Origin of the sequence: Streptomyces sp. NPDC049970 (genome assembly GCF_040660235.1) — a bacterium.
GTDB lineage: Bacteria > Actinomycetota > Actinomycetes > Streptomycetales > Streptomycetaceae > Streptomyces.
This window is the reverse complement of sequence record NZ_JBFALP010000002.1, coordinates 328,463-345,314: the sequence shown is the minus strand read 5'-3', so window position 1 is coordinate 345,314 and position 16,852 is coordinate 328,463. Positions and strand designations below refer to the sequence as shown.

General features: G+C 73.7%; 8 protein-coding genes. 5 read left to right on the top strand and 3 right to left on the bottom strand.

Annotated elements, in window-relative coordinates; all coding sequences use genetic code 11:
• Nucleotides 1–2 precede the first annotated feature (2 nt).
• The 5 genes from AB0I83_RS04855 to AB0I83_RS04835 all read left to right on the top strand — a co-directional run bounded on the left by AB0I83_RS04855 (nucleotide 3) and on the right by AB0I83_RS04835 (nucleotide 10,723).
• Nucleotides 3–2,918 carry an AAA family ATPase gene (locus tag AB0I83_RS04855; protein ID WP_363303616.1) on the top strand — a complete coding sequence of 972 codons (2,916 nt, stop codon included), beginning with the start codon at nucleotides 3–5 and terminating at the stop codon, nucleotides 2,916–2,918.
• Between the two features lie 185 nt (nucleotides 2,919–3,103).
• Entirely contained in the window at nucleotides 3,104–5,005 is a 1,902-nt protein-coding gene (locus tag AB0I83_RS04850; RefSeq protein ID WP_363303615.1) for a BTAD domain-containing putative transcriptional regulator, read from the top strand.
• 151 nt (nucleotides 5,006–5,156) lie between these two features.
• A complete protein-coding gene (locus tag AB0I83_RS04845; RefSeq protein WP_363303614.1) occupies nucleotides 5,157–7,862 on the top strand; it encodes an AAA family ATPase in 2,706 nt (901 codons plus the stop codon).
• 75 nt (nucleotides 7,863–7,937) lie between these two features.
• On the top strand, nucleotides 7,938–8,726 hold the full coding sequence (locus AB0I83_RS04840) for a sugar phosphate isomerase/epimerase family protein (protein ID WP_363303613.1): 789 nt from the start codon (nucleotides 7,938–7,940) through the stop codon (nucleotides 8,724–8,726).
• 140 nt (nucleotides 8,727–8,866) lie between these two features.
• Nucleotides 8,867–10,723 carry a glycoside hydrolase family 3 protein gene (locus AB0I83_RS04835; RefSeq protein WP_363303612.1) on the top strand — a complete coding sequence of 619 codons (1,857 nt, stop codon included), beginning with the start codon at nucleotides 8,867–8,869 and terminating at the stop codon, nucleotides 10,721–10,723.
• An 89-nt stretch (nucleotides 10,724–10,812) separates the two neighbouring features.
• Here the strand turns inward: AB0I83_RS04835 and AB0I83_RS04830 are convergent, their stop codons facing one another.
• The 3 genes from AB0I83_RS04830 to AB0I83_RS04820 all read right to left on the bottom strand — a co-directional run bounded on the left by AB0I83_RS04830 (nucleotide 10,813) and on the right by AB0I83_RS04820 (nucleotide 16,606).
• Nucleotides 10,813–12,285 carry a S28 family serine protease gene (locus tag AB0I83_RS04830; RefSeq protein ID WP_356533824.1) on the bottom strand — a complete coding sequence of 491 codons (1,473 nt, stop codon included), beginning with the start codon at nucleotides 12,283–12,285 and terminating at the stop codon, nucleotides 10,813–10,815.
• Between the two features lie 76 nt (nucleotides 12,286–12,361).
• Nucleotides 12,362–12,769 (bottom strand): hypothetical protein, encoded by a 408-nt coding sequence (locus tag AB0I83_RS04825; RefSeq protein ID WP_363303798.1) that lies wholly within the window; start codon nucleotides 12,767–12,769, stop codon nucleotides 12,362–12,364.
• Nucleotides 12,770–12,913: 144 nt separating this feature from the next.
• Nucleotides 12,914–16,606 carry an ABC transporter ATP-binding protein gene (locus AB0I83_RS04820; RefSeq protein ID WP_363303797.1) on the bottom strand — a complete coding sequence of 1,231 codons (3,693 nt, stop codon included), beginning with the start codon at nucleotides 16,604–16,606 and terminating at the stop codon, nucleotides 12,914–12,916.
• Between the last annotated feature and the right edge of the window lie 246 nt (nucleotides 16,607–16,852).

Genomic DNA, 16,852 nt, shown 5'->3' with positions numbered 1-16,852 from the left:
CCATGCGTGCGAATTCGCCGGTCACCATCGGGCGTGACGAGGAGATCGGCCTGCTGAGCAGCGCCCTGGACGCCGCACGACGGCGTTCGGGGCGCGCTCTGTTTCTCGCCGGGGAGGCGGGGATCGGCAAGTCCAGGCTGGTGGGTGAATGTGCCTACCAGGCCTACGGGCTCGGCATGCCGGTGCTGCGCGGCCGGGCGGGCTCCACCGGCCTGGTCGTACCGTTCCGCCCCCTGATGGAGGCGCTGTCGTCGCACTTCCGGGCGGCCGGCACACCGACCGACCCGGAACTGGTGCCGTACCACCCCGCGTTGGCCAGGCTGGTGCCCGAGTGGCGGAACGGGGCCTCCCCGGGATACACGGAGACCGTGGTCGAACTGGCCGAGGCGCTCCTGAGGCTGCTGTCGGTGCTGGGCCGGGACACCGGCTGCGTGATGCTGCTGGAGGACCTGCACGACTGCGACACGGAGACCGTCGCGGTCGTCGAGTACGTCATCGACAACCTGGCGGACCTCCCGGTCCTGCTGCTCGGGACCCTGCGCCCGGAGCCCGGCACCGCGCTGGACCTCGTACGCTCCGCCGAGCAGCGTCACACGGCGACGGTGGTGGAGTTACGGGGCCTCGGCGACGCGCAGGTGCGGACCCTGACCGGTGCGTGCCTGGAGACCCCGCCCGACGCGATACCCGCGTCCGTCCAGCAGCGACTGGTCGAACGCGCGGCGGGCAACCCGTACCTGGTCGAGGTGCTGTTGGACGATCTGCTGGAGACGGGCAGGCTGCGGCGCACCGAGAGCGGCTGGGAGGCGGCGGAGCAGCCGGACTGGGCCTTGCCCTCGCGCATCCTCCGGAGCTGGTCCCTGCGGCTGGACCGGATGGACGAGCCGGTGCGTGACCTTCTGCTGACGGCGGCGACCCTGGGCAGCCAGTTCTCCGTGGCGGTGCTGCAGACCGTCACGGGCCTCGAGGACCGGGCCCTGTTCACCCATCTGAGATCCGCCGTCGAGACCGGGGTGATCGCCCCGGACGGAGCGGCCCCGGACCGCTACACCTTCCGGCACACACTCACCGCGGAGGCGTTGGTCTCCTCCCTGGCACCGGCCGAGCGCGCCGCGCTGGCCCGGCGTGCCGCCACGGCCGTCGAGCAGTCCGGGGAGCCGCTCGACGAGGATCTCCGCCAGCTGGTGGCCTCCCTGGAGCTCGCGGCGGGCAATCGCGCCGGCGCGGCCCGCCAGTTCGCCGAAGCGGGACGGCGGATGCTCGCCGCGGGGTCGCACGGCTCGGCAGTGGTGCTGCTGGAGCGTTCCCGCTCGCTGGCCGGCGAGCTCGACCTGGCTGCCGTCACCGAGTCCCTGGCGGTGGCCAGGGCAGAAGGCGGCGACCTGGACGGCGCGCTCGCGCTCGCCGAGTCCCTGCCCCCCGTCCCCGCCCGCTCCGAGGCGGCCGCACGACGCGGGGACGCCCACATCAAGATCGCCTGGGTGGCCGTCATGGCGGAGCGGGCCGCCGACACGGCTCGTCAGATCGCACTGGCCGAGAGCCTGTTCGGGCCGTCCCCGTCACCCGCCCGCCAGGCGTCGCTCGCGGTCGTCGACGGCCACCTCTCGCTCCTCCCGGGTGAGGAGCGGCGGGATCCGGAGACGGTCGAACGGGCCGCCCGCTCGGCCGCGGAGACCGCTGAGGCACAAGGGCTCCCGGTAGTCGCCTGCCAGGCTTGGCAGTTGCTGGCGCTCCTCTCGCGGGAGACGGGCTTCGACGCCGCCGACGCGTGCCTGGAACGGATGCTCGCGCTGTCCACCGAGCACTCCCTGCCCCTGTGGCGGGTTGAGGCGCTGGTGCGCCTGGGGGTGAACGGCTTCATGCGGACCGGTGACGCGGCCCGTCTGCACTCCGCGCGGGCGGCTGCCGCGGAGCTGGGTTCGCTGCTGCTGGCCCAGACGGTCGACGGGCTCCTCGCGATGAACGCGGTGATGTGCGGCCGATGGGACGAGGCGGAGGAGATCACCGGCCGGTCGGTGGAGGCAAGTGCCAGGATCGGCAACCACGGCGCCCACCGGTACCTGCTGCTGGCCAGGGCCGCGACGGCGGCGCACCGTGGCCGCCGCCGGGAGACGGAGCGGTCGCTCGCCGCGTTCCGCAGGGCCGGGGGCGACGAGTCCGCGCTGGTGCCCCTGCGGCTGGGCTTCTGCGGGGCCATCGGCGCGCTCCTGGACGAGGACCGCGTGCGGGCCCTGCGGGACCTGGACGCCGTACTCGCGTGGGAACGGGACCACCCGAGCTACTACTACCTCAGTGGTCGCTACGGGCTGCGCCCGCTGCTGCGGGTGCTGGGCGGTGAGGCGTCGCGCGACGAGTACGAGGTGGCGGCCGGAGCGCCCGGAGCCGCCTTGGCCTGGAACAGCCAGTTCCTGGAGCTGGCGGAGGCGGTGCTGCTCGGCCGGGAGGGGGACCAGGCGGGGGCCGCCAGGCGCATGACGGCCTTCCACGCCCGCTCGGCGGCCTTCCCGGTGGCCAGGCACCTCGGTCTGCGGCTGGTCGCCGAGGCGGCGTTCGCCGACGGCTGGGGAGAGCCGGTCGTGTGGCTGCGCACCGCTGAGGAGTTCTTCCACGGCGCCGGGGTGCAGCCCGCGGCGGCGGCGTGCCGGGCGGCCCTGCGCCAGGCCGGGGTGAGCGTCACCCAGCACCGCGGCGGCCGTGACCGGATTCCGCCGCCGCTGCGGACGAACGGGGTGACTCCTCGCGAGTACGAGGTCTTCGTGCTGCTGGCGGAGCGGCCGGGCAACCAGCAGATAGCGCAGCGGCTGTCCATCTCGCCGCGCACGGTGGAGAAGCACCTGGCCAGTCTGCTCAGCAAGACGGGCCGGGCGAACCGTACGGCCCTGTGCGAGTTCGCCGCGGAGTGCGTCGTCGACCAGCCCTGAGGACGTGGGGAAGTCGCTCCCGGGGATGGGGGAACTTCAGCTCGGCATGGGGGAGTTGAGCGCGGATGGTCGGGTGCGCGCCCGGGAAGATGCGGGGCGCGCACCGATGTGACCCGCCCCACATCGCGACAGGATCGGCGGAGTACCGCAGCTTGTCACCCATCCCCCGACCAGGAGGCCCGCTGATGACCCGAACCCCCGCCCCCACCCGCCACGGCACCGCAGGTGCGGTGTACTTCTCGCTGCTCGGGCCGCTCTCGGCGGTGATCGACGGCAGGCCTCTGCCGCTCGGGCCGCGCAAGCAGCGGCTGGTGCTGGCCACTCTGCTGTCCCGCCCCAACACCCCCGTACCGGTCGACGTGCTCACCGACGTGGTGTGGCCCGAGGGGCCGCCGCGGACCGCGCGCAAGAACCTGCAGGTGTATGTCAGCGCCGCCCGTGCGCTGTTCGGGGCCGTGGACGGCGACGACCGGGGCCGGGTGGTGCACGACTACGGCGGCTACCGGCTGCGGGTGGAGGAGGGCGAGCTCGACACGCTGCGCTTCCGGACGCTGGCCCGTGCGGGCCGGGCGGCCGGGGAGCGCGGGGACCTGCGGACCGCCGCCAGGCTGCTTCGGGAGGCGCTGGACCTGTGGGGAGAGCGTCCGCCGCTGCACGACCTGCGGGACTCCGCCGGGGTGGCCGAGGAGGCGGAGCGGCTGGAGTCCCGCTGCCTCACCGTCTACGAGGACTGGGCCGAGACGGAGATCGAGACGGGCCGGGCCGGCGTGGCCCTGGACGGTCTGCGGGACCTGGTGGAGCGCCACCCGTTCCGGGAGCGGCTCCGGGCCGCGTGGATGAACTCCCTGCACCAGAAGGGGCGGCAGGCGGAGGCGCTCGCGGTGTACGACGACTACCGGCAGCTGCTGGCCAGGGAGCTGGGTCTGGAACCCGGCCCGGCGATGGCGGCCGCCTACCGGGCGATGCTCGGCGGTGGTCGCACGTCCCGGCCCGCCGCTCCCCGCAACGCCGCGTGCGGTGTGTCGCTGCCCGCGGACAGCCGGCACTTCACCGGCCGGGACGGCGAACTGGCGCGGCTGCTCGACGTGTCGGGCGCCCCGGACGGGGCCGTGCTGATCGTCTCCGGTCCGGCCGGGGTGGGAAAGTCGGCACTGGCCGTCCGGGCGGCCCACCTGCTCGCGGACCGGTTCCCCGACGGGCGTGTTCACGTACGGGCCCGGCGCGAGGACGGCACGGCCCGCGGCCGCGACGGCATGCTGGACGAACTGGGGCGGCTGTGCGACGCAGGCGGGCCGGGACGGCCGGATCCGGCGCGGGCCGAGAACGACTGGCAGGACTGGCTGTCGCGGCACCGGGCGCTGATCGTGCTGGACGACGTGGCGGACGAGGCGTCGGTGCGGGGGCTGCTGCCCCGGTCCGGACGGTGTTCGGTGGTGCTCACCGCGCGCGGTCAGCTGGCCGGGCTGGAGGACGCGCACCGGACGGCGCTGGCCGTGCCGGAGGACGACGAGGCACTGGAGCTGCTGGCCACGCTGATCGGGGAGGACCGGCTGCGGACGGACCCGCCGGCGGCGCTGCGCATCGTACGGGCCTGCGGGGCACTGCCGTTGGCGGTGGCGGTGAGCGGGATGCGGCTGTCGGTCCTGCGGCACCTTCCGCTGGCGGAGTACGCGGACCGGCTCGACGACCCGACCGCGGCGCTGGACGAACTGGTCGCCGGAGACGTGTCCGTGCGCTCCCGCCTCGCCGCGGGCTGGCGGGACCTGGGTGCCCGCGACCGGGGGACGCTCGTGCGGCTCGCGGGGCTCGGGCGGGGCGGATTCACGCTGGACCGCGCGATGGCGGCGCTGGAGCGAGACGAGCGGGGCACCATACGCGCGGTCGAGGCGCTCATCGACAGCGGTGCGGTGACCTCGCCCACCGGTGAGGTCACCGCACACGCCGCGCTGTACGAGGTCCCGCGGCTGCTCTGCCTGTACGCCCGCGAGAGCGCGGCCACCGAGCGGGACGCCGGTGCTCCCGGCCCGGTAAGGGAGCGCGTCCGGCCCCTCGGCGGCGGCGCTTCCCTGGTGCTCGGCCGAGGGTGAGCAGGTCGAGCGGGCCGGGAAGTCTTCCCTACCCGCCGGACGGCCCGCCGCCGAGGCCCGGCCGCGGGCGCCGCCGGACGGCCCCGTGCGGGATCGGGCCGGGCCGTACCCGCGAGGCAGCACAAGCACCGACCCCCAGGAAGGGATCGTCATGACCTGCCCCACGTGCCGTCAGGACCTGCCGGAGGAAGCACGGTTCTGCTCCTCGTGCGGAACACCGTGCGCCGTCGCGGCCACCCCCGTGGAGGGCGGACGCGAGGTCGGGCCCACCGGGCCGCTCCGGCCGAAGGCCGAGCAGGACAGTTCGGAGACCTACCGGCTGCCCGCCGTGGGCGCGGACGGTCCGGCGCTGATGCGGCGCTTCGACGTCCCCTTCGTCGGGCGTCTCGCCGAGCAGGACGCACTGGACGCGGCCCTGTCGGACACCGCGCGCGGCGCGCGGCCCGGTCTGCTGCGGGTGACCGGGGAGCCCGGTATCGGCAAGACCCGGCTGGTACGCGAATGGCTGACGCGGCGCTCCGGCTCGGGCGCCCTCGGCTACGGCGCGGGCAGGTGCGGGGCGCTCGGGGACCAGGGCACGCTCACCCCTCTCGCCGACGCCCTGCGCACCCTGCCGCCACTCGCCCCCGCCGCGGACCGGCCCGAGGACGGCGGTCCGGGTGCGGGCACGGCGTACGACGACGCGATGGCCCTGCTGTCGGCGGGACTGCTGCGCGACGGCGCCCCCAACGCACCGTTCGAGGACATGTGCGCCGCGCTGACGACGGCGCTGGGCAGGGCCGCCCGTGACAGGCCGTTCGTCCTGGTGCTGGACGACTCGCACGAGGCGGCGCCGCTGCTGACGCGCACGTTGGAACGGCTGGCGGGAGACTCGGGGCCCGCGCGCGTGCTGGTGGTCTGTGTCGGGCGCCCCGACGGGACGGCCGACACCACGGGCTGTCTCCACCTCACGGGACTGTCGCGGGAGGACAGCGTCCGGCTCGCCGGGCGGCCGGCCCTGCTCGACGGCGGGGACGGACCGGTGGACGAGCGGCTGCTGTCCCGCGCCGAGGGCAACCCGCTCCATCTGGAACAACTGCTGGTCGGGGGTCGGGCCGGCGGAGCCGCCGACGGCTCGGCCGCCGGGCCGCCGCCCACCCTCAAGGCCTTGCTGGGCACCCGGATCGGGGCGCTGGCCCGGAGCGAGCGGACCGTCCTCGATCTCGCCGCCGTGATCGGCCGTGAGTTCACCTCGGTGGAACTCCTGCTGCTGGAGGCGTCCGCGCTGCCGGCGGCGCGGCGGGGATGGGCGGCGGTGAACGTCCACTCCCCCGACCGGACCCGTCACCTGGGCCGCATCGAGGACGTACTGGTGGCGCTGAGCCGGCGGCGCCTGGTGGAGCCGGTACCGGCGAGCGGCCCGGAGGCGGCGTACCGGTTCAGCAGCGGGCTGGTGCACGAGGTGACGTACGCGTCGCTGTCCGAACGCGCCAAGGCGGACCGCCACGCCTGGGCGGCCGAGTTGCCCCGGGTGCTGCGGGCCGGGGACGGCGCCGTCGGCGGCCACCTCGAACGCGCCTTCCGCTACCGGACCGAACTCGGGCTGCTCGACGCCGGGACCGGACTGTTGCGCAGCCGCGCCGCGACGGCGCTGGGCAGAGCCGGAGCCCAGGCCGCCGCCAGGTCCGACCTGGACCGGGCGCACAGTCTGCTGGAGCGGGCGGTCGGGCTCGACCCGGACGACGCGGGCTCGGTGCGCAGGCTCGGTGAGGTGCGGGTGGCCCTCGGGCAGACCGGGAGCGGGGCCCGCCTGCTGCGCCAGGTGCGCGACATGGACTCCGCCACGGTGGAGTCCGCGCACGCCGGGCTCGCGCTCGCCGCCTTGGACCCGGCAGGTCCGGGCGCGGGGCTGACCGCGACGGCGCGGGCCGTGCTGCCGGTCTTCGAGGCGGCGGGTGACGCGCTCGGCCGGGCCCGGTCGCACCTGAGGCTCGCCCAGCACCTCCAGCAGGCCGGCCGGCACGAGGAGGCGGAACGCGACCAGGCGTGCGCCCTGGAGCAGGCGGTACTGGCCGGGGCCGAACCCGAACGGGCCGGTGCCCTCGGGGCCATCGGCGTCTCCCTCTGGCGCGGCCCGGTGCCGGCCCCGGAGGCGGTGGCCCGCTGCCGCGCGCTGCTGGACGCGCACGGAGAGGGCCGCCCGACGGTCAGGCTCACCCTGAACCGCCCCCTGGCCGTGCTGTACGCCCTCCAGGACCGGCCGCGCGAAGCACACGCCTGCCTCGCCGAGGCCCGGGAGCTGGCCGGGAGGCTGCGGTTCGCCGAGGCGGAGGTGTTCCTGCCGGTGTTCCGGGCCGCGGTGGAGACGCTGCTCGGGCACGCCGGCGCCGCGCTGGACCTGCTGGCGCAGGCGGAGGAGGCGGCCCGGCACGCCGAGGCGGGAGGGATGCGGTCGGCCGTGGCGCTGGACGCGGCCCGGATCGAACTCGACGAGGGCCGGACGCGTCCGGCGGCGGCCTGGATCGCGGGCGTCGGGGACGCGGCGGAGCTGAGCCGTGCGGACGCCGTCGGCCTGGACGGACTGCGGGGCCGGCTGGCAGCCGCCGCCGGGCGTCCGGTGGAGGCGGCCGACCACGCGGAACGCGCCGTGCGGGCATCTCTGCTGACGGACTCCCCGCTGGTCATGGCGACGGCCGAACTGGACCGGGCCCGGACCCTGTTCGCCCTGGGGCGGCGGGCTCCCGCCCTCGCCTCGGCGCGTTCGGCACGGGAGCACTTCGCGAGCAAGGGGCATCTGCCCGGGGTCCGCCTGGCAGCCGGCTGCGTCCCGGCGGACGAGGCCGTGGGCACCCGTACGCTGGGCGTCGCGCGGGAGTGACGGCGGGAGCGACGGGCAGGAGCCGAGGTGGCACCAGGCCGATCCCGTGCCGGGACCCCAGCGGAAGGACACATCGTGAAGCTCGCTCTCTCGACCCTCGGAGTGCCGGGGATGCCCGTCGCGGACGTGGTGCGGCTCGCCGCCGGGCACGGCTACCAGGGGGTCGAGCTGCGCGCCCATCCGGAGGAGCCGGTGCACCCCGGCCTCACCCCGGCCGAACGGGCCGCCGTGGTCGCTGAGTTCGAGCGCGGCGGGGTCGAGATCCTGACCGTCGCCGGGTATGCGAAGGTGGCGGCCGAGGGCGCGGACGAGCCGGTGCTCGCCGAGCTCGCCGAACTGGTGGAGCTGGCGCACGACCTGGGCGCGGCGTACGTCCGGGTGTTCCCCGGGGGTGGGGACCAGGACCCCGCCACGGCCGACGCGGTCGCCGCCCGCCGGCTGGGGGCCGCCGCCTCGCACGCCGCAGACATGGACGTACGCATCCTGCTGGAGACGCACGACTCGCACCGCGCCGGGGCCGATGTGGCCCGTGTGGTGGGCACCGTGGGGCACGGGCAGATCGGCGCGATCTGGGACGTGATGCACACCTGGCTGGCGGGCGAGGACCCGGCGGCCAGTCACGCGGTGCTGGCCCCGCACCTCGGATACGTACAGGTGAAGGACATCGCCTCCGCCGAGGACACCACGCCGCTGGCCCTGGGCGCCGGGGTGCTGCCGCTGAAGTCCTGCCTGGACGCGCTCGCCCCCGACAGCTGGGTGTGCTGGGAGTACGAGAAGCGCTGGTACCCCCGGGCCGCCGCCCTTCCGGAGCTGCTGGCCCCGGGACGGGAGCACATCCTGCGGCTCGGCGCGCCGAAGCAGTAGGCCGCGCCCGCTCGGGACCAGGGGCTCCCGTCCACTCTCCACGTGTACTCCTCTTTCTCGGGCCGCCCCCTTGACTGGTAGTTACTTTCCATATATCCGTACCTTCTTGGAAGTTTCTTTCAGTACCGGAAGGGGCTCACGTGCACCACCGCACCTCCAGACGCACCATCCTCACCGCCACCGCGGCCACCGCGGCAGCCGCCGTGACCGGCATGGCCGCGGTTCCCGGCACCGCACAGGCGTCCGCGTCCGGCGCCGCGTCGGACAGGCACCTCAAGCGGCTCATCGCCCGGATGAGCCTGGAGGAGAAGGTCGGCCAGCTCTTCGTGATGCGGGTGTACGGGCACTCCGCCACCGCGCCCGACCAGGCCGACATCGACGCCAACCTCGACGAGATCGGGGTCCGTACGGCCGCCGAGCTGATCTCGACGTACCACGTCGGCGGGATCATCTACTTCGCCTGGGCCCACAACACCCGCGACCCGCACCAGATCGCCGACCTCTCCAACGGCATCCAGCGTGCGGGGCTCGCCGGGCGCACCCCGCTGCCGCTCCTGGTCTCCACGGACCAGGAGCACGGCATCGTGTGCCGCGTCGGGGAGCCGGCGACGCTGCTGCCGGGTGCGATGGCGCTGGGTGCGGGCGGCTCGCGCTCCGACACCCGCAGGGCGGGCCTGATCGCCGGGGCCGAACTGGCCGCGATGGGCATCAACCAGAACTACGCGCCGGACGCCGACGTCAACGTGAACCCGGCCAACCCGGTCATCGGCGTACGCTCCTTCGGCTCCGACCCGGAGTCCGTCGCCGGCATGGTGGCCGCGCAGGTGAAGGGCTACCAGGGCGCCGGGATCGCCTCGACCGCCAAGCACTTCCCCGGTCACGGCGACACCAGCACCGACAGCCACACCGGCCTGCCCGTCATCAGCCACACCCGGGAGCAGTGGGCACAGCTGGACGCCCCGCCGTTCCGGGCGGCCGTCGCCGCCGGCATCGACTCGATCATGACGGCGCACATCGTGGTGCCCGCCCTGGACGCGTCGGAGGACCCTGCCACGCTGTCCCACCCGATCCTCACCGGCATCCTGCGCGAGGAGCTCGGTTACGACGGCGTCGTGGTCACCGACGCCCTGGGCATGGAGGGCGTCCGCACGAAGTACGGCGACGAGCGCGTCCCCGTCCTGGCGCTGCTGGCCGGGGTCGACCAGTTGCTCAACCCGCCGGACCTGAAGGTCGCCTGGAACGCCGTGCTGAACGCCGTGAAGGGCGGCGAGATCAGCGAGGCGCGCATCGAGGAATCGATCCTGCGCATCCTGCGGCTGAAGACGAAGCTCGGGCTGTTCCGCGACCCCTACGTCACCCACCGGGGCGTCGACCGCACCGTGGGCGTGCGGTCCCACCTGGCCGCCGCCGACCGGATCGCCGAGCGGACGACCACGCTGCTCGCCAACGAGGGCTCGCTGCTGCCGCTCTCGCGCCGGTCCCACCGCAACCTCCTGGTGGTGGGCGCGGATCCGGCCTCGCCCTCCGGCACGACGGGCCCTCCGACCACGACACTCGCCGACGCCTTCGAGGAGCTGGGGTACACGGCCACGGCCCTGTCGACGGGCACGGCCCCGACCGCGGCGAAGATCGCCGAGGCGGTGGCCGCCGCCGAGGGCAAGGACGCGGTGGTCGTGGGCACGTACAACGTGTCGGCGACGAGCTCGCAGCGCACCCTGGTCGCCGCACTCACCGCGACCGGCGTCCCGGTGATCACTCTCGCGATCCGGAACCCGTACGACATCGCCCAGTTGGCAGGTACGGGCTATGCGGCGAGCCTCACCGCGTACTCCTGGACGGACGTCGAACTGCGGGCGGCCGCACGGGTGATCGCGGGCCGCGCCGAGCCGGTGGGCAGGCTCCCGGTCCCGGTGCAGCGCGCGGACGCACCCGCACAGGCGCTGTACCCCGTGGGCTACGGACTGTCGTACCGGTCCTCCACCCGGCCCAGGACGTAAGTCACCCGTACGGAGCGGTGGGCCGCGCCCGCCAGGTGTCGTTCACACCTGGCGGGCGCCGCCCTTCCTCCTGTACCTGCCGACAGCCGTTACGGGCGCAGCGTGCCCTGGTCCCGCCGGAGTTCGGCGTCCCGCTCGTCGAGGCGGGCGTCGAACTTCGCGAGAGGCTTCGCCTTCGCCGGGTCGGCCTCCACGGCCGCGGGCGCGACACCGGCCCAGCGCAGGATCGCCGCGGTGGCCTTCGCCTTCTCGTCGGTGACCAGGCCGGCGACCTTCGAGCCGTGGTTGCCGCCGGGCACCGTGTAGACGTGGCTGTCACGGGCGCCGCGGCCGAGCCGGAAGGGCTCGGCACCCCACGGGTCGTTCTCGCCGTAGACGTACAGCATGTTGCGGGCGTTGTTCCTGACCCAGCTGTCCACGTCGCGCATCGCCGAGGGCTTGAACTTCATCGGGATGGAGCGCGGCACGAAGGTGCGCGGCGGCTGGTAGCCGTAGCGGCTCAGGTTGCCGAGCCAGGGCTGCCGGATGTCGGGCGAGCCCAGCTGGGTACCGGCCTGGTAGTAGTACGGCGTGTAGGTCTCCAGGCCCTGGTCGGCGTAGGCGGAGAAGCCCGAGATGCCGTCGACGGAGTCCCAGATCTCCTGGTCGGTGGCGTTCGGGGCGTCGGCCGGGACGGACTCGCAGTCGGCGAGCAGGCTGTACTGCCAGAACGCCCAGACGTAGTCCATGACGACGGCCTCGTACGCCTTGTCGAGCGTGCCGACGGTGTTGAACGTGTAGCCGTTCTCGGCGGCGTAGGCCTCGAGCTTCTTCTCCAGCGGCTCGCGCCGGACGAGGGCCTCGCGCTGGACGCCGCCCAGCCGGTCGCGGCACTCCTTGGTCCCGACGCGGGCGAAGAAGCGGTCGTACGCCGAGTCCTCGTCGTTGACCACGTCGTTGGGGGCGACGTAGGCGACCACGCCGTCCATGTCCTTCGGGTAGAAGCGCTCGAAGTAGGTGGCGGTCATGCCGCCCTTGGAGCCGCCGGTGGTCAGCCAGTTCTTGGAGTAGATCTTCTTCAGCGCGCTGAAGACGCGGTGCTGGTCGCTGGCGGCCTGCCAGATGTCGAGCTTCGACCAGTCGGCCGGGGCCGGGCGGGACGGGGTGAAGAACCGGTACTCGAGGGAGACCTGGTTGCCGTCGATGATCTGGGTCGGCTCACTGCGGCTGGGGTTGGTGGAGACGTTGTAGCCGCTGGTGAAGAAGACCGTCGGCCGGGTCGTGTCCTTGTGCAGCAGCGTGACGCGCTGCTGGAAGGTGCCCTTGGACGGGTGCTTGTGGTCGACCGGCTGGGTGTAGTTCAGGACGAAGTAGCGGTAGCCGGGGTACGGCTTCTCCTCGATCAGACTCATCCCGGGGATGGCCAGGATGCGGTCCTTGATGTCCTTGCTGCTGGTGGTGGAGCCGTTGCTCTGCTTCGCGGTCGGTTCCGCGGCGGTGGCCGCACCGGCCGAGGCACCGGTCGCACTCACCGTGCCTATGAGCACCGCGAGCGACAGAACGCCTCTGAGCGCCTTGCGCATGCACCCTCCCCTTGATTCACGACGGACGCCGTGAACCTAGCGGGGTAGCACTCGCCACGCCAGACCCGGTCGCCTCTCAGCAGAGGATCCAGCCCGTGGAGCCGGAGGATCTGCCGACCGAACCGGAAGCCCTGACGCAGCGGTTCAACGCGTGCACCGTGACCGGGCCCGCCAGCTCGGTGAACTTCCCGCGGTCGACCACGGCGCTGCCTCCGCGGGGCTGGAGCGACACCCGCATCGCCCGGCGCGCCCCCGGCTTCCTGGCCACGGTCACGGCGCACGCGTAGGAGCGGCTCTCGTAGACACGCAGCGAACCGGTGGCGAACCTCACCGTCTTCGCCAGCCGCCCGGAACAGCCCGACGCGGCCTCCGCCGGGGCTCCGGCGGGGCCGAGCACCAGGCCCAGGGCACCCAGAAGCGGCAGGACGAGCATCGCCGCCGCTGCCCGCCCCGTACGCCTTGACGTCTTCGGCACACCGTGCATCCCGTCCACCACACCAGCCCCTTCGAACACACCGGCCATCATTCGCTACCCGCACATACGGGTGTACGACGCACGGAGAAGGCTGTCGGGTTCCGGACCGGTGGGAAGCGGGGTCCGGGCCGGCGGCGCGCCGTACCGGGGACGTCACACACCCGCCGGGGCGCCCTCCCCTATGTCCTCCCCTATGAAGGTGCGCCACAGCCGTGCGTACATCCCGTCCCTGGCCAGCAGCTCGTCGTGGGTGCCGTCCTCGGCGACCCTGCCCCGGTCCATGACCACGACCCGGTCGGCACGCGCGGCTGTCGTCAGCCGGTGTGCGACCACCAGCGTGGTGCGCCGGCCCGCAAGCCGGTCGGTGGCCTGGTTGACCTGCGCCTCACTGGCCAGGTCGAGGGAGGCGGTCGCCTCGTCGAGCAGGAGGATGTCCGGGTCGACCAGCTCGGCACGGGCGAGCGCGATCAGCTGGCGCTGGCCCGCCGAGAGGTTCCGGCCCCGCTCGGCGACCTCGTGCAGGTAGCCGCCCTCCAGGGTCGCGATCATGTCGTGCGCGCCGACCGCCCTGGCCGCCGCCTCCACCTGGGCGTCCGTCGCCTCCGGGAGCCCGTACGCGATGGCGTCGCGGACCGTGCCCTCGAAGAGGTACGACTCCTGGGGCACGACCCCGAGCCGGTGCCGGTACGCCGTCCGGTCGAGCCGGCGCAGATCCGTGCCGTCCGCCGTCACCCGCCCGCCGGTCGGGTCGTAGAAGCGCGCGACGAGCTTGACCAGCGTGGACTTGCCTGCGCCCGTCTCCCCGACGAAAGCCACCGTCTGGCCCGCCGGGATGCGCAGATCGACACCGGTGAGGGCCTCCTCGTCACCGGCGTACGCGAACGACACGTCCTCGAAGGCGATCTCGCCGCGCAGCGACGTCACGTCCAGCGCATCGTCGTGGTCGGCCGTGGAGGTCGGTTCCCGCAGGAGTTCCTGGATCCGGCCGAGGGAGACGGTGGCCTGCTGGTAGCCGTCGAAGACCTGCGACAGCTGCTGCACCGGGGCGAAGAACAGGTCGATGTAGAGGAGGTAGGCGACCAGTGCGCCCGTGGTCAGCGTGCCGTTGTCGACCCGGCCCGCGCCGACGATCAGCACGGCCGCCGCGGCGACCGAGGCGAGCAGCTGCACGAACGGGAAGTAGACGGAGATCAGCCACTGCCCGCGGACCCTGGCCTGGCGGTAGTGGTCGCTGCGCGCCGCGAACCGTTCGGCGCCGTCCGTCTCGCGCCGGAACGCCTGCACGATCCGCAGCCCGGCGACGGACTCCTGGAGGTCGGCGTTGACGACGCTGATGCGCTCGCGCGCGAGCTCGTACGCCTTGACGCTCCTGCGGCGGAAGAAGACCGTGCCGACGATCAGCACCGGCAGGGTCGCGAACACGACCAGCGCCAGCTGGACGTCGAGGACCAGCAGCACGACCGTGATGCCGAAGAAGGTGACGACGGAGACGAAGGCGGTGACGAGGCCGGTCTGCAGGAACGTGGACAGGGCGTCCACGTCCGTCGTCATCCGGGTCATGATCCGGCCGGTCAGCTCGCGCTCGTAGTAGTCGAGGCCGAGCCGCTGGAGCTGGGCGAAGATCTTGAGGCGCAGGGAGTACAGCACGCGTTCACCGGTACGCCCCGTCATCCGGGTCTCACCGATCTGGGCCGCCCACTGCACGGCGACGGCGAGCAGACCCAGCCCCGCCGCCGCCCAGACCGCGCCGAGCGCCATCTTGGTGACGCCGTCGTCGATGCCGTGCCGGATCAGCACGGGCAGCAGCAGTCCCATGCCCGCGTCGACCGCCACCAGCCCGAGGCTCACCAGCAGCGGGAGCCCGAAGCCGTGCAGCAGCCTGCGCAGGCCGTACGACTTCTCCGGGCGCACCGCGCTCGCCTCGTCGATGGCGGGGACGTCGGTGGCCGGCGGCAGCGCGTCGACCTGGGCCAGCAGCTCGGGCGTGGCGGGCATACCGGCCGCAGCCGGGTCGCGCTGCTCCTCCTGGCGGACCCACAGGCCGGGGGTGACGCCCTGCTCGGCGTCGAACTCGGCGTCCAGTTCGTCCTGGAGCGCCCGGTCATCCTCGGGCGCGTCCACCACGGCGGGCCGGTGCCCCGGAGAGGTGCCGCCCAGCTCGTCCGGGTCGGTGAGCAGACGCCGGTAGAGCGCCGAGCGGCGCTCCAGCTCCGCGTGCGTGCCGATGTCCGCGAGCCGCCCGCGGTCGAGTACGGCGATGCGGTCGGCCAGGCCGAGTGTGGAGCGCCGGTGGGCTATCAGCAGGGTGGTGCGTCCCCGCATGACCTGGGCCAGGGCGTCGTGGATCTCGTGTTCGACGCGGGCGTCGACCGCGGAGGTGGCGTCGTCGAGCAGCAGCAGACGGGGGTCGGTGAGGATGGCCCGGGCGAGCGCGACGCGCTGGCGCTGGCCGCCGGACAGGGTGAGCCCGTGCTCGCCGACCTTGGTGTCGTAGCCGTCGGGCAGCTCGGAGATGAAGCCGTGCGCCTGGGCGGCGCGCGCGGCCCGCTCGATCTCCTCCTGGGTGGCGCCCGGGTATCCGTACGCGATGTTGGCGCCGACCGACTCCGAGAAGAGGAAGCTGTCCTCGGGCACGAGCCCGATGGCGGCCCGCAGCGAGTTCTGGGTCAGCTCCCTGACGTCGTGACCGCCGACCAGGACGGCGCCGTGCGAGACGTCGTAGAAGCGGGGCAGCAGGAGCGAGACGGTGGACTTGCCGCTGCCGGACGCGCCGACGACGGCCACGGTCTCGCCGGGCTCGATCGTGAGCGAGAAGCCGTCGAGCACGGGGCGGTCGTCGGTATAGCCGAAGCGGACGTCGTCGAACTCCACGCTTGCGGGGGCGTCCGCCGGGAGGTCCTTCGTGCCGTCCCGCAGGGAGGGCTCGGTGTCGATCAGTTCGAGGACCCGCTCCACACCGGCCCGGGCCTGCTGACCGACGGTGAGGACCATGGCGAGCATCCGGACCGGGCCGACGAGCTGGGCCAGGTAGGTGGAGAAGGCGACGAAGGTGCCGAGGGTGATCTCCCCCCGGGTGGCCAGCCAGCCGCCGAGGGCCAGCATGGCGACCTGGCCGAGCGCGGGGACGGCCTGGAGCGCCGGGGTGTAGCGGGAGTTCAGCCGGATGGTGCGGAGCCGCCCGGCGAAGAGCCTGCGGCTGACCTCGCGGAGCTTGCCGGTCTCCTGTTCCTCCTGGCCGAATCCCTTGACGACCCGGACCCCGGACACGGCCCCGTCGACCACGCCCGCGACGGCGGCGGCCTGGCTCTGGGCGTACCAGGTGGCGGGGAAGAGGCGGGCCTTGGAGCGGCGAGCGATGAACCAGAGCGCGGGCGCGACGGCGACGGCGACAAGGGTCAGGGGCAGCGAGAGCCACGCCATGATCACCAGGGAGATGAGGAAGAGCAGGACGTTCCCGATGGTCATCGGGAGCATGAAGAGGAGCCCCTGGATCAGCTGGAGGTCGCTGGTGGCCCGCCCCACGACCTGCCCGGTGGACAGCTCGTCCTGCCGCTTCCCGTCGAGGCGGGTGAGGCTGCCGTACATCTCGGTCCGCAGGTCGTGCTGGACGTCGAGGGCGAGCCGGCCGCCGTAGTAGCGGCGTACGAAGGTGGCGGCGTAGACGAGGACGGCCGCACCGATGAGCAGGCCGGTCCACAGGCCGAGGGAGCGGGTGTGGCTGCCGACGACGTCGTCGATGATCACCTTGGTGATCAGCGGGACGAGGGCCATCACGCCCATGCCGGCGAGCGACGAACCGAGGGCCAGCACGACGTTGCGCCGGTAGCGCCAGGCGTACCCGGTCAGCCTCCGGCCCCAGCCCGGCGCCTCCGTGGCCGGTGCCCCGGCACCCGGTGCCCCGACGCCCGGTCCCTCCGCGCGCGCCGCCTCCGCGTGTGGTCCCTCCACGCCCTGTTTCTCCGCGCCCGCCACCCGTGCCTCCTGATTTCGCCCCGTCCGACCTACCGCAACTCCCCAACGCGGCCAGTAGCGGATTTCATCCTTCCGCAACAATTCTCGGCCCATGGGCGGAGACCGGGCACCCTGTGGTCC